General features: G+C 62.4%; 20 protein-coding genes and 1 pseudogene. 10 read left to right on the top strand and 11 right to left on the bottom strand.

The window, feature by feature from the left end; all coding sequences use genetic code 11:
- Positions 1–49: 49 nt before the first annotated feature.
- Genes lnt through EBB56_RS13235 form a run of 3 tightly spaced genes read right to left on the bottom strand, consistent with a single transcriptional unit; the run spans position 50 to position 4255 of the window.
- Complete coding sequence (gene lnt, locus EBB56_RS13245) at positions 50–1522, bottom strand: apolipoprotein N-acyltransferase (protein ID WP_108131997.1); 1473 nt, start codon at positions 1520–1522, stop codon at positions 50–52.
- Positions 1523–1556: 34 nt separating this feature from the next.
- A complete protein-coding gene (gene lspA, locus EBB56_RS13240) occupies positions 1557–2060 on the bottom strand; it encodes a signal peptidase II (protein WP_035470171.1) in 504 nt (167 codons plus the stop codon).
- On the bottom strand, positions 2057–4255 hold the full coding sequence (locus tag EBB56_RS13235) for a heavy metal translocating P-type ATPase (RefSeq protein WP_035470168.1): 2199 nt from the start codon (positions 4253–4255) through the stop codon (positions 2057–2059). Before EBB56_RS13235 ends, lspA begins: the two co-directional genes overlap by 4 nt.
- A gap of 89 nt (positions 4256–4344) precedes the next feature.
- Here EBB56_RS13235 and EBB56_RS13230 point away from each other — a divergent pair, with 89 nt between their 5' ends.
- Positions 4345–4803, top strand: coding sequence for a helix-turn-helix domain-containing protein (locus EBB56_RS13230; RefSeq protein WP_035470166.1), 459 nt, complete (start codon positions 4345–4347; stop codon positions 4801–4803).
- 306 nt (positions 4804–5109) lie between these two features.
- Here EBB56_RS13230 and EBB56_RS13225 read toward each other — a convergent pair whose 3' ends face one another.
- The 3 genes from EBB56_RS13225 to EBB56_RS13215 form a co-directional block, all read right to left on the bottom strand.
- Positions 5110–6333 carry a M23 family metallopeptidase gene (locus tag EBB56_RS13225; RefSeq protein ID WP_197037084.1) on the bottom strand — a complete coding sequence of 408 codons (1224 nt, stop codon included), beginning with the start codon at positions 6331–6333 and terminating at the stop codon, positions 5110–5112.
- A complete protein-coding gene (locus tag EBB56_RS13220) occupies positions 6330–6968 on the bottom strand; it encodes a thioredoxin domain-containing protein (RefSeq protein WP_231498567.1) in 639 nt (212 codons plus the stop codon). Before EBB56_RS13220 ends, EBB56_RS13225 begins: the two co-directional genes overlap by 4 nt.
- A 139-nt stretch (positions 6969–7107) precedes the next feature.
- Positions 7108–8022: a cation diffusion facilitator family transporter gene (locus EBB56_RS13215; protein ID WP_035470160.1), complete on the bottom strand. Its 915-nt coding sequence runs from the start codon at positions 8020–8022 to the stop codon at positions 7108–7110.
- Between the two features lie 206 nt (positions 8023–8228).
- On the opposite strand from EBB56_RS13215, the gene EBB56_RS13210 reads away from it, so the two are divergent.
- The gene (locus tag EBB56_RS13210; RefSeq protein ID WP_045993875.1) at positions 8229–9611 is read left to right on the top strand and encodes a DegQ family serine endoprotease; all 1383 of its coding nucleotides are present in this window, start codon (positions 8229–8231) and stop codon (positions 9609–9611) included.
- Between the two features lie 280 nt (positions 9612–9891).
- On the opposite strand, the gene cadR is transcribed toward EBB56_RS13210, so the two are convergent.
- A complete protein-coding gene (gene cadR / locus EBB56_RS13205) occupies positions 9892–10299 on the bottom strand; it encodes a Cd(II)/Pb(II)-responsive transcriptional regulator (RefSeq protein WP_045991695.1) in 408 nt (135 codons plus the stop codon).
- A gap of 97 nt (positions 10300–10396) precedes the next feature.
- Between cadR and EBB56_RS13200 the strand changes: the two genes are divergently transcribed.
- Both EBB56_RS13200 and EBB56_RS13195 read left to right on the top strand, forming a co-directional pair.
- Complete coding sequence (locus tag EBB56_RS13200) at positions 10397–11293, top strand: cation transporter (RefSeq protein WP_035414185.1); 897 nt, start codon at positions 10397–10399, stop codon at positions 11291–11293.
- Between the two features lie 193 nt (positions 11294–11486).
- Positions 11487–11708 carry a hypothetical protein gene (locus EBB56_RS13195; protein ID WP_108131996.1) on the top strand — a complete coding sequence of 74 codons (222 nt, stop codon included), beginning with the start codon at positions 11487–11489 and terminating at the stop codon, positions 11706–11708.
- Here the strand turns inward: EBB56_RS13195 and EBB56_RS13190 are convergent, their stop codons facing one another.
- The 4 genes and pseudogenes from EBB56_RS13190 to EBB56_RS13170 all read right to left on the bottom strand — a co-directional run bounded on the left by EBB56_RS13190 (position 11709) and on the right by EBB56_RS13170 (position 17316).
- Positions 11709–12329: a class I SAM-dependent methyltransferase gene (locus EBB56_RS13190; protein WP_045991692.1), complete on the bottom strand. Its 621-nt coding sequence runs from the start codon at positions 12327–12329 to the stop codon at positions 11709–11711.
- Positions 12330–12396: 67 nt separating this feature from the next.
- A complete protein-coding gene (locus EBB56_RS13185; protein WP_035470148.1) occupies positions 12397–14049 on the bottom strand; it encodes a multicopper oxidase family protein in 1653 nt (550 codons plus the stop codon).
- 38 nt (positions 14050–14087) lie between these two features.
- A pseudogene (locus tag EBB56_RS13180) lies at positions 14088–16493 on the bottom strand (heavy metal translocating P-type ATPase).
- 100 nt (positions 16494–16593) lie between these two features.
- Positions 16594–17316 carry a cytochrome c biogenesis CcdA family protein gene (locus EBB56_RS13170; RefSeq protein WP_124804560.1) on the bottom strand — a complete coding sequence of 241 codons (723 nt, stop codon included), beginning with the start codon at positions 17314–17316 and terminating at the stop codon, positions 16594–16596.
- Positions 17317–17569: 253 nt separating this feature from the next.
- Here EBB56_RS13170 and EBB56_RS13165 point away from each other — a divergent pair, with 253 nt between their 5' ends.
- The 6 genes from EBB56_RS13165 (at position 17570) to EBB56_RS13145 (ending at position 23080) form a co-directional block, all read left to right on the top strand.
- Entirely contained in the window at positions 17570–18202 is a 633-nt protein-coding gene (locus EBB56_RS13165) for a peroxiredoxin (protein WP_045991690.1), read from the top strand.
- Between the two features lie 82 nt (positions 18203–18284).
- Positions 18285–18692 carry a heavy metal-responsive transcriptional regulator gene (locus EBB56_RS13160; protein WP_045991689.1) on the top strand — a complete coding sequence of 136 codons (408 nt, stop codon included), beginning with the start codon at positions 18285–18287 and terminating at the stop codon, positions 18690–18692.
- 87 nt (positions 18693–18779) lie between these two features.
- Complete coding sequence (locus EBB56_RS13155; protein WP_124804559.1) at positions 18780–21269, top strand: heavy metal translocating P-type ATPase; 2490 nt, start codon at positions 18780–18782, stop codon at positions 21267–21269.
- A gap of 26 nt (positions 21270–21295) precedes the next feature.
- Positions 21296–21430 (top strand): hypothetical protein, encoded by a 135-nt coding sequence (locus tag EBB56_RS22190; RefSeq protein WP_023005305.1) that lies wholly within the window; start codon positions 21296–21298, stop codon positions 21428–21430.
- A 63-nt stretch (positions 21431–21493) separates the two neighbouring features.
- Positions 21494–22324 carry a thiol:disulfide interchange protein DsbG gene (gene dsbG, locus EBB56_RS13150; RefSeq protein ID WP_052704265.1) on the top strand — a complete coding sequence of 277 codons (831 nt, stop codon included), beginning with the start codon at positions 21494–21496 and terminating at the stop codon, positions 22322–22324.
- A gap of 57 nt (positions 22325–22381) precedes the next feature.
- Positions 22382–23080, top strand: coding sequence for a TVP38/TMEM64 family protein (locus EBB56_RS13145; protein ID WP_124804558.1), 699 nt, complete (start codon positions 22382–22384; stop codon positions 23078–23080).
- Positions 23081–23093 lie beyond the last annotated feature (13 nt).

Here is a 23093-nt window from a genome sequence, read left to right as displayed (position 1 = left end):
TGACGTTCCGATAAAGCCATTATTCTCTCCCTTTTCGACTGGACTATTATCATCCAGACCGACGTGTGTTGAGTTTCCATCCAAGCAGCACCAGTAAGGCGGCCAACACCCAGGTCGGCCAGCTACCGGTACGTGTGAACGGTGTGTTCCCCACCATGGGCAGCGCCTCGCCGCGGAGGCTCGTCGCCAAGAACTGTGGTGCGCGGGCCGTGACACGGCCCTGAGTATCGACGATGGCGGTCACCCCGTTGCTGGTGGCGCGGATCAGATAGCGGCCGTTCTCCAGGGCGCGCAGGCGGGCCATCTGCAGATGCTGCAGGGGGCCGATGGAGCGTCCGAACCAGGTGTCGTTGGAGACCGTCAGCAGCAGCTCGGCGTCGCGCGCCTGCTCGGCCACCCGGTCGGCATAGATGATCTCGTAGCAGATGGCGTTACCGATGGTGGTTCCGGCGGCGCGCAGCGGTTCCTGATCGTCGGTGCCAGGCGTCATGGTGGGCATGGGCAGGTCGAAGAAGGCGATGGTGCCGGCGAGCAGGCTCTCCAACGGCAGGTACTCGCCGAAGGGCACCAGGCGCGCCTTACGGTACTTTCCCTCGGCGTTACCCAGGCCGATCACGCCGTTGTAGTAGTCGCCGCCGTCGCGCTGCAGGATGCCGGTGAGCAAGGCGGTGTCGGGGGCGAGGTTGGACTGCACCCGCTCCAGTATTGGCCGGGCCTCCTCCTCGAGCATCGGCAGGGCCGCCTCGGGCCAGACAACCAGGTCGAAGTCGTTGGACTGTGCAAGGGTCAACGCCGTATAGATACTGGCCGCCTCGCGCTGCCCCTCGGGAGTCCACTTGATCGCCTGATCCAGGTTGCCCTGCAGCAGGGCGACCCGCAGCGGCTCGCCGGCCGGGAAGGTCCACTGGGTCGGCAAGGCCATCGGGGCTAGCCAGAGAACAGCGATGGGCGCCGCGGCCCACCAGCGTCGTCTCAGCAGTTCCACGCCCAGGGTGCCGGTCAGGGCGGTGATCAGCGACAGCAGATAGACCCCGCCCACCGGGGCCCAGGCCGCCAGCGGCGAGTCTACCTGGGACGTGCCCAGCAGCAGCCAGGGAAACCCGGTAAACAGCCAGGTGCGCAGCCACTCGCTGAGTACCCAGATGCCGGCGAAGCTGAGGAAGGCCAGGCGTGGGCCCGTGACGCGGCGATAGAGCCAGAAGGGGACGGCGAAGAACAGCGCCAGGCTGGCCACGAACAGGCCGGTGAGGAAGAGCGCCAGGGGCGCCCCCGTATAGCCGTAGTCGTGGATCGCGACGAAGACCCAGGAGGCACCGGAGCCGAACAGGCCCACCCCATAGCACCAGCCGCGGAGGCCGGCCTGAGCGGGTGTCAGGACATGGATGCCGGAATAGACCAGTGCCACCGCCACCGGGCCCAGCCACCACAGCGCAAAGGGCGCGGCGCTGAGAGTGGTCAGTCCCCCGGCGGTCAGGGCCAGGAAACAGCCGAGGGCCGGAGAGATCCGGCCGGCAAGCGTCATGTACCGGACTGGCAGGTTCTCTGCATCCATGCCGTTACTCAGACGCTCTGGGGGAGGGACGCTCACGTAAGGCCGCAATCGCAAAGGCGATGACACCCAGGAACAGGGCGATATCCGCCAGGTTGAAGGCGGGCCAGTGCCACTCATGCCAGTAGACGTCCAGGTAGTCTACGACATACCCTCGTACCAGGCGGTCGATGCCATTGCCCAGCGCGCCACCCAGCATCAAGCTGTACCCCAGCGCCTCCAGACGGGGCCTGGGCCTGCACAGCAGGATCGTCAGGACAATAGTCACCATCCCCGTCAGGCCCAAGAAGAGATAGCGCTGCCAGCCGCCTGCATCGGCGAGGAAGCTGAAGGCCGCTCCCGTGTTCCACCAGTGGCCCCAATTGAAGAACGGGGCTAGCGGGATGGTCTGGCCATACGGCATCAGCGCCTGCACCAGCCCCTTGATGGCCTGGTCGGCCAGGCCGACCATAACGGCCAATGCCAACCAGTACCAGCGGCGCGGCACTGTCGGTATCCGCTCTGTCCTCATGACGTGGCTTCCTGGTAGCGCGGGCTTGCCGAGCCAGTCGTGGCATTATTGCCTGGCGAGAAGCGATAGCCCAGCAGCCGCATGGCGTTCAGGGTCACCAGCACGGTGGCGCCGGTATCCGCCATCACCGCGATCCACATGCCGGTGATGCCCAGCGCCGTGGTCACCAGGAAGATGGCCTTCAGGCCCAGCGCCAGGGCGACGTTGGTCTTGACGTTGCGCAGCGTGGCCCGGGACAGGGCGATCAGCTCGGCGATGCCGCCGACGCGGTTCTTGAGCAGCGCCGCATCCGCGGTTTCCAGTGCCACATCCGTGCCGCCGCCCATGGCGATGCCCACCTCTGCCGCGGCCAGCGCCGGCGCATCGTTGATACCGTCGCCCACCTTGCCGACTGGGCCTCGGCCGGCGGCCTGCCAGTCACGAACGCGCTGGGCCTTTTCCTCGGGCATCAGCTCGCCATGTGCCTCGATGCCCAGGCTGTCACCGATGGCCGCGACGGTACGCGCATTGTCACCGCTGAGCATCACCGCCTGCACGCCCAGGCGCGACAGCGCCGTCAGCCCCTCCCGGGCATCGTCGCGTGGTTCATCGCGCACGGCGATCAGGCCCAGCGGGCGCTCGCCTTCGACCAGCACGGCGAGAGTCTTGCCGGCGTGTTCCAGCTCGGCGATCCGAGCGGTCAGATCGTGATCGAGGGCGGCCTGCTCTGCCAGGTGGCGGGGGGTGATCAGGCTCAACTCACGCCCCTCGACCCGACCGGAGACCCCTCGGCCCGACAGGGCGCGGCTCTCACTCGCCAGTGGAAGGGAAAGGCCCAACTGCTCAGCGTGGGCGAGGATGGCCGTGGCGATGGGGTGGCTGGAGTCACGTTCCATCCCAGCCGCCAGCCTCAGGATCTCTTGCGTGCCCTGGCCAGTGGCCCAGTCCTCCACGTCGGTGACCTTGGGGGTGCCGGCGGTGAGGGTGCCGGTCTTGTCCAGCGCCACCGTCCGCAGCTTACCCAGCTGTTCGAGCACCGCGCCGCCCTTGATCAGCAGGCCCCGCCGGGCGCCCGCCGAGAGGCCGGCAGCGATCGCCGCGGGGGTTGAGATCACCAGAGCACAGGGACAGGCGATCAACAGCAGGGCCAGGGCGCGATAGATCGATTCCGACCAGGCCATGGTCGAGACCAGCGGCGGCACCACCGCCATCAGCAGGGCGAGCCCCACCACCGCCGGCATGTAGTAGCGAGCGAAGCGGTCGATGAAACGTGCCACCGGCGCCTTGGCGGCCTGGGCCTCCTCCACCAGGCGGATGACCCGTGCGATGGTGTTGTCCTCGGCGCCGCGGGTTACCTCCACCTCCAGGGCGGCATCGAGGTTGACCGTGCCGGCAAAGACGTCGTCCCCCGGCGCCCGCGTGCGGGGCACCGACTCCCCGTTGATCGGTGACTCATCCAGGTCGGATTCGCCGGTCAGAATACGTCCATCGCAGGGCACGCGGTCGCCCGGTCGCACCAGGACTCGCTGCCCAGGCGTGAGCGAGGCGGCCGAGACCTCACGGGTATCCCCATCCTCCATCAGCCTCGCCGTGGACGGCGTCAGGTCCGCCAGGGCCGAGATGCTGCGTCGCGCCCTCGACGCGGCCACCCCCTCCAGCAACTCGCCTACGGCGAACAGGAAGACCACCACCGCCGCTTCGGCGGCGGCATTGATGGCCAGGGCCCCCAAGGCGGCGATGCTCATCAGCATCTCGATGGTGAAGGGGTTGCGCATCTTCAGCGCACCCCAGGCGCCTTGTGCAATGGGCACCAACCCCACCAGGGTGGCCGCGACGAAGGGCCAGTTGCCTAGGCTAGGCCAGACCAGGCGGAGAACGAAGGCCAGAGCCAGCAGCCCCCCCGTGACGAGCACCAAGCGTCCCTTGGCGGTCTGCCACCAAGAGGCCGGAGCGGCATCCGCCTCATCTCCCTCATCATCGGTGGCAAGCTGGTAGCCGAGCTCGTTAAGGATCCGCTCGATCGCCTCATGAGAAGGCGTCGTATCCTGTTGAGGGTGAATCCTCACCGATCCGGTGACCGAACTGGCCGACACCTCCCCGATGCCCTCCAGGCGGCCCAGAGCGGCCTCTACCTTGCGCTCGCAGCCGCCGCAGTCCATGCCTTCCACCTGCAGTGTCAGCGTCGACGGGATGGTGCCTTGCGTTGGTTCGGTCATGGCGCTGCCTCTCCGAATGTCTTAATCTTGTCCGGAAGCATAATCCCTGTAGCAACTACAGGTTCAAGTCATGCAAGAGGAGCATCAGGATGCCGGAGATTAGCCATGCCATCGGTATCGGGGAGTTGGCTCGCCGTACCGGCTGCCAGCCTGAAACGGTGCGTTACTATGAGCGCATCGAGCTGCTTGAAAACACCTTACGGACTGAAGGGGGTCAGCGTCGCTACGACGAGCGCGCCGTCAGACGGCTGACCTTCATTCGCCATGCCCGGGACTTCGGCTTCTCGGTGGATGCGGTACGTGAGCTACTGGCGATGTCCGACCAGCCCGACATGTCCTGTCAGGAGGTCGATGCCGTTGCCAAGCATCACCTGGAGGAAGTGGAGTCACGTCTGCAGCGGCTCTCGGCACTGCGTGACGAGCTCAGGCGGATGGTGAGCCAGTGTGATGGGGGGAAAGTCGAAAGCTGCCGGATCATCGAGGTGCTGAGTGATCACCAGCTGTGTATCAGTGAGACAGCCCACAAAGGCGCTCACGACTTTGGGTAACCTCCTGCGCGTCCCAGCGTGCCCTAGTTGAGACATTCAGGAGCAGCATGATCACCATGCTCCATTGAGACTCCCAGGGTCGCCTTGTTCTGGTGACCGCTGCGATGGTCTCGGGAGTGATCTCATGGCCAATGACATACACCATCACGCCGGCGGTGAGGCTGCCTAAAAACCCAGCGTGACTGTCGAGATACCTTCCATAACCCCTTCCCGGGTGAAGCGATTGCCGCTGAGGCGGTAGGGTCTCATGACGATAGGCAGATCGTGCCCACCGAGGCGGGTTGCATCGCAAGCCCGCCTGGTGGCTTATCGATTGTCCAATGCGGCCAGATCGGGAGCAGCGGACGTTCCAATGTTTTTTTGCAGACGTGTCCGAGCCTCGAAAAGTGCGCTGCGATACTCCTGGCGTGTGGGTGACTCACTCAGAAGGATGAGTTGCCCTTCCTCGAGAGGATCCACGGGGCGGTCATCCACTCTCACCTCGTAGTGCAGGTTGGGCCCCGTGGCGAGTCCGGAGGCCCCTACCTCACCCAGTTTTTCGCCGGCCTTGATGGAGTCCCCGACCGCCAGCCTGGCGACGAACCGGCTGAGGTGCGTATAGCGACTGATGGTGCCCGTCTCGTGCTCTATCTCGACGACACGACCATAACCTCCCCGGCGACCGATGAAGGAAATGCGCCCCCGTGCGGTGGCCATGACCGGGGTGCCGCGAGGCGCGGCAAGATCGATACCGTCATGACGTCGGACCTCTCCGGATACGGGATGGCGCCGGTTGCCGAAGGGAGATGTCAGGCGTGCGCCGAGAACCGGAATCTGCAAGGAGTCCAAGAGGCTACCATTTTTAAATAGCATCACGGTGGTTCTCTGGTCCGCCGGCCACAGCACCTCCAGCCGCTCCCCCTGGTCAACCAACCTCATATAGGTCAGACGGGGAGGCCCGACTCGAGTGCCATCCTCACGGCGATCTTCTTCCCACAGTAATTGCAGGCGCTCGCCCCCCGCGATATCACGGCGTGTGTCCATGAGTCCGCCCAGCAGCATGTCAAGCTCTGCTGCGAAACGCCTGGGTATCTCCTCAGCCTCCAAGGCGGCATAGAGTGACGTCTTGACATCTACTTCACGACCCAAGGTCAGGGTGTCGAGGCGAGGCTGGACAATGCGCGTCGACGGACGCTCACCCAGGGTGACGACGTACTGAATACCCGAGTCACGCTCGATGGCCACCGACACCGGCTGTCCCGTCGCCATAGAGGTGAAAGTGATACGATCTCCGGGCAGCAATCGTCTCGGGTCGAACCTGTTCGCCAGCGAGGTCGCCGCTTGGGTGCGCATCTCGGCATCCACGCCAAGCTGCTGCAGCAGTGCGTCCAGGGTATCCCCTGGTGCCACAGTGAGCTCTTGGGCGACGCGACCTTGTGCCCTGGCCGATACCGGCTTGGCCGGTGATAATCCGGCACGCTCTTGCCAACGGGCTTCAGCCAACACGGGGCTCAGGACCATCAGTCCCGCTAGCAACCAGCGTCGTGTCATGATGCATCCCCTTCGCCGGAGACCTCGGCTACCTCACGGTTAACGGCGTCGACCAGCTCCTGCATGCCGAAGGGGTCCAACAGCTCGCCATTGACGAAGAAGGTCGGCGTCTTGCTGATCTGGTTGGCCTCGACGTCAGCCTTATCCTGGTCGAAGACCGCCTGTACCTCTGGTGAATTGAGCTGCTCTTCGGCTGTGGCTCTGTTCAGTCCGGCCTCGCTGGCGATCTCCATGATCGCTTCCTCATCGACACTGCCATGAGCCGCCCACTGGCTCTGCCGAGCCAGCAGCGCCTCCAGCACCGGTTGGAAGGCATCCTGGCGCCTGGCCACTTCGAGCACGCGAATGGCGGTTTCGGATACGTCTCCGTGGAAGGGGGTGTAGCGCACCACCAGCCGCACCTTCTCGGGGTAGGCTTCCAGGATGCGTTTGGTCAGCGGATAGAAGGCACGGCAGGCCTCACAGGCCGGGTCGAAGAACTCCACGACCGTCACCGGTGCCTCTTCCGATCCTAGGACCGGCGAGTGCGCGCGCACCAGCGAATTCTCGGCCTGTGCACCCTCTCGGCTCGCCGTCTCGGCGCCCATGCCCAACAACGAGGGCCTCGACACGATCACGATGATGGCCGTCAGCATCAACGCTCCGGCCAGGATAAACGTCGCCTTTTTGTACATTTTTCTCTCAATTTCAAAGAGTTAGGTTTAAAAAAGCTCAGGATACTGCTGAGTGGAGCTCAGCCGCTGTTGGGTGCCTAAGTCGGCGAATAGTGGCGTGTTATCCATGCCCATAAAGGTTGGCATCCTGATGTGCATAATCAATATGCTCGAATTCCAAGCTGGAGTGGCCAATGCCAAAGCGCGCTTTCAGCTGAGCTTTGATATCCGCCTTGATCGCCTCGAGCTGCTGCCAGCCGGCTTCCGTCGTCACCACGTGGCAGTCAAGCGCGGCGGTATTCTCCTGCATTTGCCATAGGTGAACATGATGCACATCCTCAACCCCTTCGACGCTGCGCAGGAGATCAATGACGGATTGACCATCGACATCGGGTGGCGAGCCCAGCATCAGTGTCCGGATAGGGGTACCTATCTCCGTAAAGGCAAGATAGAGAATATAGAGTGCAATACCGATCGTAATCGCGGGGTCTACCCAACGCATGTCATACAGCAGAATCAGTGAGCCCCCGATGATCACGGCGATGGACGCAAAGGCATCAGACAGGTTGTGCAGGAAGAGGGCGCGGATATTGACGCTATGTTTTTGCATCGACCAGGTGAGCAAGGCCGTTAGCGCATCGACAAGAAGAGCGACAATGCCAATGATAACGACTATCCAGCCCTGAATCTCTGGCGGGTTGATCATGCGCATGAAGCCTTCGTAAATTAGATAAATGCCAACGATAATGAGGGTGGTGTAGTTGATCAGCGCTGCGACAACCTCGATTCGGCCATAGCCAAACGTCATCTGTGAGTCGGGCGGTCGTCTCGCGATCTTGCGGGCAGCAAACGCAATGACAAGCGCAGCCATGTCGGAAAAATTGTGCAGCGCATCCGCGATCAGCGAGAGGCTTCCCGCCAGAATGCCCCCAACAATCTGGGCAAGGGTCAATATCCCGTTGGCCCAGATGGCGATACTCACCCGACGGTCACCAGAGGTGGGGGCAAGATGGGGATGATCGTGATGATGTCCCATGCGTCATCCTTGTGGTGTCACCTGATGACCCAGCAGTATAAAACCTATAGCAACTCAAGCTTCAAGCCCGAACTCTGTTGAAGGCCGAGCCGGGGTTAGGAGTACGGAACTTTGCATAGTGGGCACTGTACCAAGTTGGCTACCATGTTCCATGCCCCCGGAAGGAGCCCATTGTGATACCCAAGCCTTACTCGCACGCCAGGCTGATGAGCTTAGCTTTACTGCTGATGGTGGCAACGCCAGCCCTCGCCGAGCCACAGCTGCCGGACTTCACGGAACTGGTCGACGAGGCCGCGCCGGCCGTGGTCAACATCTCCACCTCCCGCAAGGTCGAGAGGTCCATGACGTCCTCACGGCAATTTGGGGGGCAGGAGGTGCCGGAGATCTTCCGTGACTTCTTCGACGACCGCTTCCCGATGCCACCTGGCGGTGCGCCCAATCGCAATGAAGAGCCGCGTCGGTCACTGGGGTCGGGCTTCATCTTCGATCAAGACGGCTACATCATGACCAACGCGCACGTGGTCAAGGAGGCCGACAAGATTCTGGTGCGCCTCAACGACCGTCGCGAACTCTCGGCCGAGCTGGTGGGGGCCGACGAGAAGACCGATGTGGCGGTCCTCAAGGTCGAGGCGGATAACCTACCCACCCTGCAACTGGGCAACTCCGACAACCTCCAGGTCGGCCAGTGGGTCGCCGCCATAGGCTCACCCTTCGGCTTCGACCACTCGGTGACGTCCGGGATCATCAGTGCCATCAACCGCACCCTGCCCCAAGACGTCTACGTTCCCTTCATCCAGACCGATGTGGCGATCAACCCGGGCAACTCGGGCGGACCACTGTTTAACCTCGACGGTGAGGTCGTGGGCATTAATTCCCAGATCCTGACCCGTAGTGGAGGCTACATGGGCCTCTCCTTCGCCATTCCCATTGATGTGGCACTGGATGTGGCCAACCAGCTCCGTGAAGAGGGGTACGTGAGCCGCGGCTGGCTGGGCGTCAGCATCCAGCCGGTATCCAAGGACCTGGCGGAGTCCTTCGGCATGGAGCAGGCCGAGGGTGCCTTGATTGCCCAGGTCGAGCCCGGCAGCCCTGGGACAGAAGGCGGCCTCAAGGCCGGTGATGTCATCCTTGAGGTGAACGGCCAGGAAGTGGACCACTCCACCACGCTGCCGCGCCTGATCGGTGAGACGGCCCCCGGCGAAGACGTTGATCTCTCCGTGTTGCGCGATGGTCAGCAGGAGACCATCACGGTGGAAGTTGGCGAGTGGCCGGATGCCGGCCCCGGTCAATCCGATGGCGACCCGGTTCGACTGGGCATCGCGGTTCAGCCGTTGAACGACATGGAGAAGCGTCGGCTTGGCATCGATCACGGGGTGCGCATCGTCAAGGTGGCCCCCGCCGGACATGCCGCTGCCGTCGGCATTCGCCCCGGCGATGTGCTGGTCAGACTGGGCCAGCAGCCGGTAGAGAGTCCGGAACAGCTGAAGGAGATGCTGACCCGCCTGCCAGATGATCAAGCGGTGCCTGTTCTGCTCAACCGCGAAGGCCGCACCTACTTCGTGGCCCTGCGAGTGGGCAATGGTGACTAACCGCGACTGAGTAGCGTTCAATACATCAGCACAGCGGCGCCCTGGCGAACAGGATCGCTGGGGCGTTTCTTCAGACTCTCGTACATTCTAGGCTCTGTCCGAAAAGTCGGCGAGCGAAGGTTAGACAAGGCAAAAATCGGTGAGACAGCGCAGCTTACGGGGTGTAAATGAGCATGTTGATCCGATTTTTAACGCCGTATTACCGAGCGTAGGCACTTTTCAGACAAGCCCTAATGCACGGCTGGGGGGGGTATCCGGATTTAATGGTTGATGCGTCAACCTACTGTTGGTGCATGCTTCCCTCGCTAATTCCAGCAAGAACCCCACACGCCTCAACTTCCCGGCCATCGTTGCAACTCGCTCTCAGTGAAACGAGTTGTTTCTCAAGCGCCTGTAGAGCGGTTATCTGCGAGCGCACGTGAGAGATGTGATCATCGAGCAAAGCGTTCACGGCGGCACAAGGTTGGTGAGGGTCGTCCTGATACCTCTGTAGCTCGTGAATCTCTGCTAGCGACAGGTCCAGGATTCTGCAGCGACAAATGAAAGCCAGCCGCTCACCATGTTCCTCGGTATAGACACGGTAACCGTTCTCCTGCCGTTCAGGCGACGGTAACAGGCCCTGTCGTTCATAGAAGCGGATCGTCTGTGTATCGACCCCTACCAACTCTGCCAACTGACCAATACGCACCAAGCTCCTCCTCAACGGATTCTCTCCGCTCTGTTGACCTTATAGTGACTATATGGTTTTAAATGATAGCCCGATAATATTCAAGTGGAGTCGTATCATGAGCAAAACCTGTGGAGCCCCCTGTGGCGGCGATGCGACGCCCATAGCGGATACCGATATGCGTCGCTCCTCCGAAGCATCGGGGAAATGGGTCAGCGTTTATGCCGTGCCGAAGATGGACTGTCCATCCGAAGAGCGAATGATTCGCCTGGCCCTGAACGGCTTTGAGGAGATTCGGGTGCTGTCCTTCGACTTGTCGAACCGCCGATTAGAGGTCGTGCATGACGGCGAGGTCGAGCCCATCACCGCAAAACTGACAACCTTGGGGCTAGGAGCCTCGCTTCAGGAAACGGCCGCTGCCGATCCTGAGTCGATCAAGGCGGTCGGTGACACGTCGGCCTCTGCCGCGCAGGAGTCCGGCACCCTGCGTTGGTTGCTCGGTATCAATGCGGTCCTGTTCGTGGTGGAAATGACGGCCGGCCTGATCGCGCACTCCACCGGCCTGATTGGAGAATCCCTAGACAATTTTGCCGATGCGGCCGTGTACGGGCTCGCCCTGTATGCGGTTGGGCATAGCGTAAAAATGCAGGTGCGTGCCGCGCATCTTGCAGGTGTGCTCCAACTGATTCTGGCGGTTGGCGTACTCGCAGAGGTGGTCAGGCGCTTTGTATTCGGTAGCGAGCCTGAATCGCTGATGATGATGGCTATCGCATTCGTCGCATTGATTGCCAATACCAGTTGTCTGCTGCTGATATCCAAACATCGAGAGGGCGGGGCGCACATGAAGGCAAGCTGGATATTCTCGGCCAATGACGTGGTGATCAACCTGGGGGTCATCACCGCCGGCGCCTTGGTCGCGTGGACCGGAACCAATTATCCGGATCTGATTATCGGCACCATCGCGGGGGTCATTGTGCTCAACGGTGCCAGGCGCATTCTGGCGCTCAAGGGTTAAATAATGTCTATTAATAGCTATTCAGTGGCCTGCTGAGCCAGTTCACCTAGCAAAGTCACCTCAAGCACGACGCCAGTGTTGCGAAGACACTCTGGAGCCTGGTGGCCTCCCTCGCCACGGGCAATGGCGCGCGTCCGATCTGGACGCCTTTCGTCAGGATCCGGTCACGGCGAAGCTGCTGGGCATCGAGACCGTGCCGGCGAGAGGCCGCCTCGGCAAATACCTGGTACGCATGGGGACGGTCCACCTCGACGCACTCCAGAGCATCGCTCGCTACTGGGCAAGGCACTTGGCGCCGCCGATCCTGGACTATCAGGTCAAGACCCTGAGCTATGTGCCAGTGTTCGTGGATGGCACCGCCATCGAAGTGGATGGCCAGTTGTTCGGGGAATCGCCTCATTACACGCGAGCTTGATCAGCGGGGAACAGCAGCCCCCCAGAAATTGAAGCCAGCGAACCTCGGGACCTTCGAAAGATAGCCCGTCTCCATCCGCTGGATACCGAAGCCTGCGTGCCCGATAAGCTCGGGTATGTCGCGGTTGAGATGGCAGCCCCCCGCCACTCTGCGCCACAGGGGATTGATACGGCGCTGCCACTGGCGTACGGCTTCGTCGGGCGCCGTGCCGTGTTCGCAGAACAGCAGTTGGCCACCCGGCTTGAGCACGCGACGCATCTGCTCCAACGCCCGGTGCCAGTCCGGAATCGTGCACAGGGTGTAGGTGAGCACTACGGTATCGACACTGTTGTCGTCGAGAGGGACCTCCTCGCCCGGCAGGTCCAGCCAGCGCACCTCGAACTGTGCGCTGGCGACGTTGTGGCGGGCCTTGCGTCGCATGCCTTCGGAAGGCTCGAGCCCCCAGACCAGCTCGACCCGGTCCGGATCGTAGTGGGGAATATTGAGCCCGGACCCCATACCCACCTCCAGAACACGGCCCCGGGCTTGCGGCACCACGGCCGCCCGCTGACGATCGACCACCGTGTTGCCACACGCCAGGTGGAGGAAATGCGGCAGAACACGATTCTCGTAGAAGGACATCTGTATCGTCATCCCGTGTGGTTGCCAGGTGATCGAAATACGGTGTGATCGAAACCAGACCGGTTCGTTATGCCACCACCTTGAAGTAGCGCATCATACCGGCATCCTCATGCTCCATGGTGTGGCAGTGGTACATGTAGAACCCCTCGAAGTCCTTGAAGGTCAGAGCGATGCGCACCCGTTCCTCCGGGAACACCAGCACCGTGTCATGCAATCCCGCGTCGATGATCCCATCGTGCAGGTCCGTCTTGCCGCCCGCCGATATCCGCTCCTGAACCAGGAATTGCAGTCCATGAACGTGCATGGGGTGCGGCATCATGGTGTTGTTGACGAACTCCCAGATCTCCGTCTGCGCCAGCCGGACGATCTCGTCATCTGCCACCGTCGCGCCCTCCATCTGCCGGCCGTTGATCGTGAACCCCTGCATCATGCGCATGCCCAGCTCGAAGCGGCGTACTGGCGTATCGGCCTGAACCGGGGAGGCCGGCAGGTCTTGAGCCAAGCGTTCCGGCAGGGTTTCCGCATCGTTCGCCCGTGCGACGACGGCGAAGGTAACTAGCGAGAGCCGCTCGCTTCCCATCATGTCGCGCATCATGCCTCGATCCATCATCTCGCCCATTCGATCACCCATCATCCCTCGATCCATCATGCCGCCCATTCGATCGCCCATCATGCCCCGGTCCATCATGTCGCCCATTCGCTCGCCCATCATGCCGAGTTGGTACTCCTCGCTCACCAGCTGTACGGACTCTCCCGGCTCGGTGTCGCCAAAATCGACCCACAGATCGATCCGTTGGGCCGGCGCCAGTGTGACCGAGCGGCGCCGCTCGGGCTTGGCGAGCAGGCCACCGTCGGTGCCGATGACGGTCACCGCCCGGCCATCGCTCCAGGCCAGCTTGTAGATGCGCGAGTTGGAGCCGTTGAGCAGGCGCAATCGATATGGCTGCGTGGACACCTCGCGTCGCGCGTCCGGGTGGCCGTTCACCAGTACCCGCTCCCCGCGAAAGCCCTGCATGCGGGTCATCATCGCCCCCATGCCACCATCGTCGATGTACTGAAGCTCATTGCCATTGCTAAAGGTGCGATCCTGCAGGATGAGGACCAGTTCCCGCTCTCCGTCGGGGAGCTCCAAGGCACGCTCGGCGTCGTCGTTGATGATCAGTGGACCGGCAAGGCCGGCGTAACTCTGAAAGCCAACCCGGCCACCATCGGGGCCGTGAGGATGGGGGTGGTACCAGTACAGACCGGCACGATCCACGACATCGAAGGCGACCGCCATGCTCGTCGCTGGCGCGATCGGCAGGCGCGGTTGACCATCCACGTCCGGTGGTACGTGCAGACCATGCCAATGCACGGTGGTGTCTTCGGGGAGATCGTTGTCGATGCGTACCCGCAAGCGCTGACCACGACGCAGGCGAATCAATGGCCCCGTATAACTCTCACCCACGGGCGTCAGGGTATCTTCAGGCCCGACGATTCGCTCGGCCGTGTAGCGCCAGACGTCGCTCGGCGCACCGGGCAGGATAGCCACCTTGTCGGGACGGGCTCGCACACGCAGGTCGACGTCGAAGGGCCCCTCCATGGCCGTTGACGCGGACGCCGCCCGCAGAGCGGGGCGATATCTCCCGGTCCATACCCCGGCCCCCACCAGGGTCGACAACGCCGCCACACCGCCGATGCGGCGCAATACGCTACGTCGCTGCAGGTCGACATAAGCCATGATGCTCCCCCTCCTCTATGGTTGTCGGCGGCCCCGGCTCATAGCTTGGCGGCGCGTAGCCGCAGTGCGTTGGCGATGACCGAGACCGAGACCGAGCTCAGGCTCATCGCGGCGGCGGCGTAGATGGGACTGAGCAGCCAGCCGGTGAACGGAAACAGCGCCCCGGCGGCCAGAGGCACCCCCAGGCTGTTGTAGACGAAGGCGAAAAACAGGTTCTGGCGGATATTGCGCATCACCCGGCGACTGAGATGCCGGGAGCGAACAATGCCGGAGAGATCCCCTCTCACCAGAGTCACCCCCGCGCTCTGGATGGCGACATCGGTCCCCGTGCCCATGGCGATACCGAGGTCAGCCTCGGCCAGGGCGGGGGCGTCATTGACGCCGTCGCCGGCCATGGCGACCACGCGCCCGGCCTCGCGATGCTCGCGCACGATACGCCCTTTATCTTCCGGCAGTACGTCCGCTTCAATTTAGTCGATACCAAGTTGGCGCGCCACGGCTTCGGCGGTGGTACGGTTGTCGCCGGTGAGCATAACCAGGCGCAGGCCATCCTCTTTGAGCGTCCGGATCGCCTGTGCGGTGGTTTCCTTGATCGGGTCCGCGACACCGATGAGTCCCATGACCTGATCATCGGCCACCAGGAACATCACGGTTTGCCCTTCGGCTTGCAGCGTCTCGGCACGCTGCGTCCATTCCCGCGCCTCCACACCACGTGTTTCGAGCAGCCGGGCATTGCCAAGCGCAAGCTCGCGTCCTTCGACCCGACCGGTGACCCCCATGCCGGTCACCGCCTCGAAATCCCTGGCATCGCTCAGCTCGACATGATGCTCTTGCGCAGCACTGACAATGGCCTCGGCCAACGGATGTTCGCTGCCTCGCTCGAGGCTGCCGGCAAGTTGCAGCAACTGCGCTTCATCACTGCCGGAAACGGGCTTGAGGGATACGACCCGGGGTTTACCCTCTGTGAGGGTGCCGGTCTTGTCGACGACCAGGGTGTCGACTTTCTCGAAACGTTCCAGTGCCTCGGCATTCTTGATCAACACGCCCGCCCGGGCCCCGCGACCGACCCCAACCTGGATCGACATCGGCGTCGCCAAGCCGAGCGCACAGGGACACGCGATGATCAGCACCGATACCGCGGCGATCACCGCGTAGGCCATCGCCGGCGGTGGCCCCCAGATCCCTCAGGCAATAAATGCCAGGATCGCCACGATAACCACCGCGGGGACGAAATAGCCGGCGACCACATCGGCAAGCCGCTGAACGGGCGGCTGCGAACGCTGCGCTTCGGCCACCATTTCCGCGATCTGCGAAAGCACCGTGTCCTCGCCGACCTTGTCGGCGCGCATGACGAAGCTGCCCTGACCACTCACGGTGCCGCCGATGACCGTGTCGCCCTCGCGCTTCTCGACGGGAAGGGACTCCCCGGTCACCATCGACTCGTCCAGCGTGCTGTGGCCTTCGAGCACCTCGCCATCGACCGGCACCTTGTCACCGGGGCGTACCCGTAGACGGTCACCGGTACACAGCTCGTCGAGCGAGACCTCCTCGTCATTGCCCTCGGCATCGATGCGTCGTGCGGTCGGCGGCGCGAGATCGAGGATCGCGCGCAGCGCACTGCCGGTCTTCTCGCGGGCGCGGGCCTCGATCACTTGACCGAGCAGGATCAGCACGACGATCACCGCCGCCGCCTCGAAATACACGCCGACCGAGCCATCGGCGTCACGGAAAGTGGCCGGGAATATCCCAGGGGCGAGCGTGGCGACGACACTGTAGCCATAGGCCGCCCCCACACCGAGGGCGATCAGCGTGAACATGCTGAGGTTGCGTGTGACGAGGGACTTCCAGCCACGCAGGAAGAATGGCCATCCGGCCCATAGCACCACGGGCGTGGCAAAGATCAGTTCGATCCAGTGACCACTGCCGGCGGGCAGCACCTCATCCACCCAAGGGCCGATACCGGGCAGCACGCTGCCCATGGCGACGAACAACACCGGCAGCGTCAGCAGGCCGCCCACCCAGAAGCGTCGGAACATCTCGAGAAACTCGAAGCTGCGTTCCTCTCCGGAAACGCGGGTGAGCTCGAGTGCCATGCCACACTTGGGGCAGTCGCCGGGCTCATCCTGCCGCACCTCCGGATGCATGGGGCAGGTATACTGGACCCTCGACGACGGTTGCGGCTTGACGGGTTCCAGCGCCATGCCGCACTTGGGACACTCCCCCGGCTCCTCGCTCTCTACGCCAGAACACATGGGGCAGAAATAATTGGCCTTGCCACTGGGCTTCGACGCAGCCGCCGAGGTGGCGGCAAGCACGGCGCCTGGATCCTCGCGAAAGTGCTCGGCGCACTGCTTGCTACAGAAATAGTAACGCTCACCGCGATGCTCGACGCTCTCCGTCGAGGCGGGATCGACGCTCATGCCACAAACGGGGTCTTTTTCCATGAAGAACCCTCCATTGTACAAAAGGTTTCTGTTGCGTGGTCGGTGGCGTTTCTCCTCGCTGATATGAACAGGTTACACCTTGCCACCGCCGCCGACCCGACTATCCCAGTGTCGCCAGCGAGGGAAACCAGTCGACCATGATGCTGGAAAGCCGCGTCATGGTGCCCGAGACGATGGCGATGCCCATCAGGATAACGATCGTGCCGGCGACTGGGCGAGCATAGGCGCTCCACCTACCCAGACTTTGCCGATGCAGGGCGAATCGATTGATCAGCAGGGTGCTGGCGAGAAAAGGCAGCGCCAGGCCCGCCGAGTAGGCGCTGAGATAGAGCATGCCGGCCTGGGCACTGGCGGCGCTGGAGGTGGCCATCAGGATGGCGCCCAGGATGGGGCCGATACAGGGCGTCCAGCCGATGGCGAAGGAGATCCCGAACACCGTCGCCGACAGCGGGGAGCCACCCTGGACGTTCGGTGTGAACTGAAGGGTGCGCTGGAACAGCGGCAACCGGAACACACCGGTCATGAACAGGCCCAGCACGATCACCGCCGAGCCGGCGACCCAGTTGAATTCCTGGCGATACCCCCGCATCAGCTGGCCGATACCACTGGCGCCGAGTCCCAACAGGATGAACACGATGCTGAAGCCGAAGACGAAGAAGGCACTGAGGATCAATGCCTCCAGGCGTCTATCGGCCTTGCCGGCACTCCCGCCCGTGACCACCGACAGGTAGGCCGGCAACAGCGGCAAGGTGCAGGGCGAGAAGAAGGAAACCAACCCGCCGGCGAAGGCGCCAATCAGACCGATAGAAGAGAGAGATTCCAAGGCGTTACGCTTCCTGGGGGGGGGGCAAGGTGCTGGGCGCGAAGCAGCCTGGGGCCGGCCGCCTACTTCGGACATGGTTAGGCAGAGAATTCTAAGGGTTGCGCCTACCTCAAAGTCATCCATGAGTTAATGCCTTTTGATATAACGTAAAAGAATAGACTCCTTTCCTCGAAAGCCCTTGACCTTAAAGTTGACTTAAAGGTTATCGTGCGTAGTGCATCATCCGACACTTACCATAGATAAGGATAGTGAGATGACCCTACAGCTAGGGGAGATAGCTCCCGATTTCACGATCGAATCCACCGAAGGCACGCTTGGCTTTCATCAGTGGCTGGGCAAGGACTGGGCCGTACTGTTCTCGCACCCCGCCGATTATACGCCAGTCTGTACCACGGAACTTGGCGCGTTTGCCAGGCGAAAGGACGAGTTCGCCGCGCGTGGCGTCAAGCTGGTGGGGGTATCGGTCGACCCCCTCGCTTCTCACCACGACTGGGCGAAGGATATCGAGCAGACCCAGGGCGCGGCCCTGAACTATCCCCTACTGGCGGACGAAGACCAGGTGGTGGCGACGCTGTATGGAATGATCCACCCGAAAGCCGACCCCAAGGTGACGGTGCGTACCGTCTTCATTATCGATTCCGACAAGAAAATTCGCCTGACCTTGACCTATCCGCCCAGCACCGGGCGCAACGTCGACGAAATCCTGCGGGTCATCGACTCGCTTCAGCTAACCGACAAGCACAAGGTTGCAACGCCCGTCGACTGGCAAACCGGTGACGATGTCATCATCTTGCCATCGCTCACGGATGACGACGCCAGACAACACTTCCCCGACGGCTGGGATGCCAAGACACCCTATCTGCGGGTCGTGCGCCAACCGGACTAGTCGAAGTCACGACTCGTGACTCAGGCTGCCCGGCCCAGTCGGGCGGCTAGAAGCTCCGATTCACAGTGCGAGAGGTGAAGCCATGCAAACCCTCAGTATCGGTGAGCTTGCCGAACGTAGTGGGATCGCCAGTCAGGCGATCCGATATTACGAGAAAGAGAAGCTCATGCCCGCCCCCCCACGGACGGAAGCCAACTATCGGCGTTATCCCCTGGATGCCGTGGCCCGGTTGCAATTCATCGTCCATGCCAAGCAGTGGGGCTTTACGCTCGACGAGATCCGTGAGCTGTTGATCCTCCAGGATGCCAACGGCGACCGGGCACAGGCCAAGCGCATCGCCGGCGAGAAGCTGCACAAGATTCGCGAGCAGATCAAGCATCTCTCGCAAATCGAGGCTGTGCTGTCCAAAACGCTTGAAGAATGTACAGGCGAAGGACCGATGCAGGAAGGCTGCCCCATCGTCGACGCCATCGCCGATAGGGACGAATGAGCGGCCTCGTCGCTTCTGGCAGTGTAACGCAGGAGTCCCGAAGCGCGCACGCTGGGCTGATGAAGAACCAAGTTGGGGGAGACCGCAATGGCGGAAAACGTCGATATCGAGATTCGGGGCATGTCCTGTGCGTCCTGCGTCGGACGGGTTGAGCGGGCCCTCGGCCAGCAGCCGGGCGTGATTAACGCTCAGGTGAACCTGGCCACACAGAAGGCGGCGATCCAGATAGAGGGAGGCTCCACGACGGCCAGCCTGCTCGACGCTATCGTAACGGCGGGCTATCAGCCGGTGGTGGAGAGCCTCGAGATTCCCGTCGCCGGCATGAGCTGCGGATCCTGCGTCTCGCGGATAGAACGAGCGCTCGGCAAGCTGCCCGGCATGGTGGAGGTGAGTGTCAATCTCGCCACCCAGAAGGCCTTCGTCCGTTTCCTGCCGGGGACCGTATCGCTGGCACGCATTCAGCATGCCATCCGCGAGGCGGGCTATGAACCGCAGGAAACCGAGTCGCAGCAGCAGGCGGACGACGAGGATCGCGAGGGACGACAGCTTCTCCACCGGGTCATTCTCGCGGCAGTGCTCACCATCCCGGTGGTCATCATCGCCATGGGAAAAGTGATTCCCGACTTTGATGCGCTCTTGGCGAGTCTGATGCCGCATCGCGGCTGGATGGGCGTCGAGTGGCTGCTGACCACGCCCGTGCAGTTCTATGCCGGGGCGCGCTTCTATCGCGGTGGTTATGCCGAACTTCGACATCTCAACCCGGGCATGAACAGTCTGGTCATGATCGGCTCGAGCGCCGCCTACTTCTATTCGGTCGCCGCTCTGCTGGTACCCGGCTTTTTCCCGGCTGATACCGCCGTGAGCTACTTCGAGGCGGCGGCGGTGATCGTGACGCTGATCCTGTTGGGACGCTACTTCGAGCACATCGCCAAAGGCCGTACCTCCGAGGCGATCAAGAAGCTCCTGCAGTTGCAGGCGAAAACCGCCCGCGTCATCCGCGATGGCGAAGCGGTCGAGGTGCCGATCGAGGCCGTCGTGCCCGGCGATCGCATCCTGGCCCGCCCGGGCGAGCGTATCCCGGTGGATGGCATCGTTGAAGAAGGCCATTCCTTCGTCGACGAGTCGATGATCAGTGGCGAACCGGTACCGGTTGCCAAGCAGCAGGATGCCGAAGTCGTCGGCGGCACCATCAACAAGAACGGCGCGCTTACCTTCCGCGCCACTCGGGTCGGTGCCGACACCGTGCTGTCACAGATCGTCAAGATGGTGGAAGCGGCACAGGCCGAGAAACCCCCGATCCAGCAGTTGGCCGACAAGATCGCCGGTGTCTTCGTGCCCGTGGTCATCGCCATCGCCCTGATCACCTTCGGGGTGTGGTTCGCCGTCGGGCCGGCCCCGGCGCTGTCCTTCGCCTTCGTCACCACGGTGAGTGTGCTGCTGATCGCCTGCCCCTGCGCGATGGGCCTGGCCACCCCGACTGCGATCATGGTCAGTAGCGGCAAGGGGGCCGAGATGGGGGTGCTGTTTCGCAAGGGCGCGGCGCTCGAGACGCTGGCCAAGATGGATACCGTCGTGCTGGACAAGACCGGCACCCTGACTCAGGGGCGCCCCGAGCTGACCGACTTCGAAGTGATCGAGGGGCACGAGAACGAGGTGCTTCGCCTTGTCGCGGCGGTGGAAGCGCAGAGCGAACACCCCATCGCCGAGGCCATCGTGCGTGGTGCCCGAGCACGTGGACTCGAGCTGCCGGCCGTCAGCCATTTCAGCGCCGAGCCGGGCTACGGCATCGAAGCCGACGTCGCCGGTCACCGGCTTCACGTAGGGGCCGATCGCTACATGAACCGGCTCGGGATTGGGCTCGGCAAGGCGGAAGAGCGCGCCAAGGCGCTTGCCGAGGATGCCAAGAGCCCCCTCTATGCCGCGGTGGACGGTCGGCTTGCGGCGGTCATCGCAGTGGCCGACCCGCTCAAGGAGGGCTCGGTCGAAGCCATTTCAGCACTCAAGGCGCTGGGGCTGGAAGTGGCCATGCTCACCGGCGACAACCGTGCCACTGCTAACGCCATCGCTCGTCAAGTTGGCATTCAGCGCGTACTCGCCGAGGTGTTGCCTGACCAGAAGGCGGACGAGATCAAGCGACTACAGGCCGAGGGCGGCAAGGTCGCCTTCGTGGGCGACGGCATCAACGATGCCCCGGCGTTGGCGCAGGCCGACGTGGGCATCGCCATCGGTACCGGGACGGATATCGCCATCGAGGCCGGCGACGTAGTGCTGATGCGTGGCGACCTGAGGGGAATCGTCAATGCCGTGGCGCTCTCCAAGCGTACCCACCGGACCATCATCGGGAATTTCGTCTGGGCCTATGGCTACAACGTGGCGCTGATCCCCGTGGCGGCGGGCGTGCTCTATCCGTTCATCGGCGTATTGCTCAGCCCCATGCTGGCGGCAGCCGCCATGAGCGTCTCCAGCGTCTTCGTGTTGACCAACTCGTTGCGGCTACGCCGCTTCACGCCGGATATCGATGACGCTTCGCCGGTGACGAGCGGTGAACCCCAGGCGGTTCGGGCCCACCAAGTCTGAGTAGCAAAATTTAATAGGAGACCAAGATGATGGGAAGCGAAGCATGCACGTGGGGGATGGCGGGGATGGGGCTCATTTCCATCCTGCTGATTATTGCGTTGGTGCTTGGCGTCGCCGCGCTCGCCAAGTATCTGTTCTTCGGAAAGAAGCGTGATAGCTGACAACCAATCGCTACGACAGGTTCGATTCCCCGGGTTGATCAGAGAGCGATGAAGAGGCCGTTCATGAAGAAAATCATCTACTCCACTTATTGCCTTGCTGTTGTAGGGCTGTTCGGTCTCATTACGCTCCCCGCTCTGGCGGAGGAAACGGGGGGCGATTCTCTTGACGGCCACCAGGCCATTAGTACAGCCGATACGGGAGCCCCCCTACCCGCATCGATTACGGCATTATTGGATCAAGGACTCAAATTCCACGGAACCTTTAATGCCCCGGGAGATATACAAGGTTATGCCTTGTCCTATGATAATGAGCCCGTGGCGGCTTATATTCCCTCCACTTCCGACCACGCCATCATCGGTACCTTAATTGATCCTCAGGGCAACGCTGTAATGGAAAACCAACTTCAAGCTCTGGTGCTGGAACCGATGCTGGAAGCTACCTGGAGCGCGTTCGAGGACACTCGCTTTATTCCGGAAGGACCTGATAGTGCGTCACATATCGTGTATACGCTGACCGACCCCAATTGTCCCTACTGCAATGCGCTGTGGAAGAGCTCACGGTCTCTAATCGATCAAGGTGAGCTTCAGCTTCGTCATGTGCTGGTCGGCGTTCTGTCAGAGGACAGTCTCCGCAAGGCGGCCGCGATCCTTGAGTCGAATGACCCAACCAAAGCCCTCGAAACCCATGAATTGAACTTCCGCAATGGCGGCATCAGTCCGGTGGTGCCGTCGGAGGAGAGTCGAGCGCTTCTTAGGCGGCATGCCCAGCTCATGCGCGAGGCCGGCGCCACGGGAACGCCGACCAGCTATTACCGCGATGAAGAAGGTAATGTGCAGCGCATCAATGGTGCGGTGTCGACCGACCGGCTTCGCGACATATTGGGTGTCGAATGACACGCCATAACGGCACAGGGGTGACATGAGATGTCATCTCACACAACTGAGATGAGTATGGCAAGCACGCTCGGTGTAAAGCACAGGCTCATATTGGGAGCTTCTGTGCTGATTGGCTTGGTGACCCTCTATTGGATCCTGATGGAGACCGGTGCCTTATCGACGCTCACCAATAAGCAGGCTCTGCGTGAGTGGGTTGGCCAGTTGGGGGGCTGGGGGCCATTGACCATTATCGCCATGATGATAGCGGCCATTGTCATGAGCCCGATACCCAGTGGGCCGATCGCCATGGTGGCCGGTGCGATCTACGGCCCTCTATGGGGGACGGCGTATGTGGTCATCGGTGCCGAGGCCGGCGCGTTGCTCGCCTTCGGCATTGCCCGCCTGCTTGGCTACGAGGTGATCCATCGCTGGTCGCGCATACGTCCTATGTTGGATTGGCTGGGAAAGGAGCGCTCTCAGACAGGGTTGATGCTTTTCGTTTTCGCCTCGCGTTTGGTGCCATTTATTTCATTCGATGCCGTCAGCTATGCGGCGGGCCTGACACCGCTGGCCTTCTGGCGTTTCTTGATTGCCACGCTGGCCGGCGTACTTCCGACGGCGTACCTGATCGTCATGTTCGGCGAAGTCCTGATTACCGCCGACTCCCGCGGCCTCACGGTCGCGCTGATCCTGGCCAGTGGGGTCACGCTCCTGCCGCTCCTGGCGAAACTCGTTTGGACTCGGCATCGAAAGCGACGGACTAGCTCGAATTGATGGGCTGCCGAGG

The sequence above is a fragment of the Halomonas sp. YLB-10 genome (genome assembly GCF_003856855.1).
Taxonomy (GTDB): domain Bacteria; phylum Pseudomonadota; class Gammaproteobacteria; order Pseudomonadales; family Halomonadaceae; genus Halomonas; species Halomonas litopenaei.
This window is presented reverse-complemented; position numbering and strand designations above follow the sequence as displayed.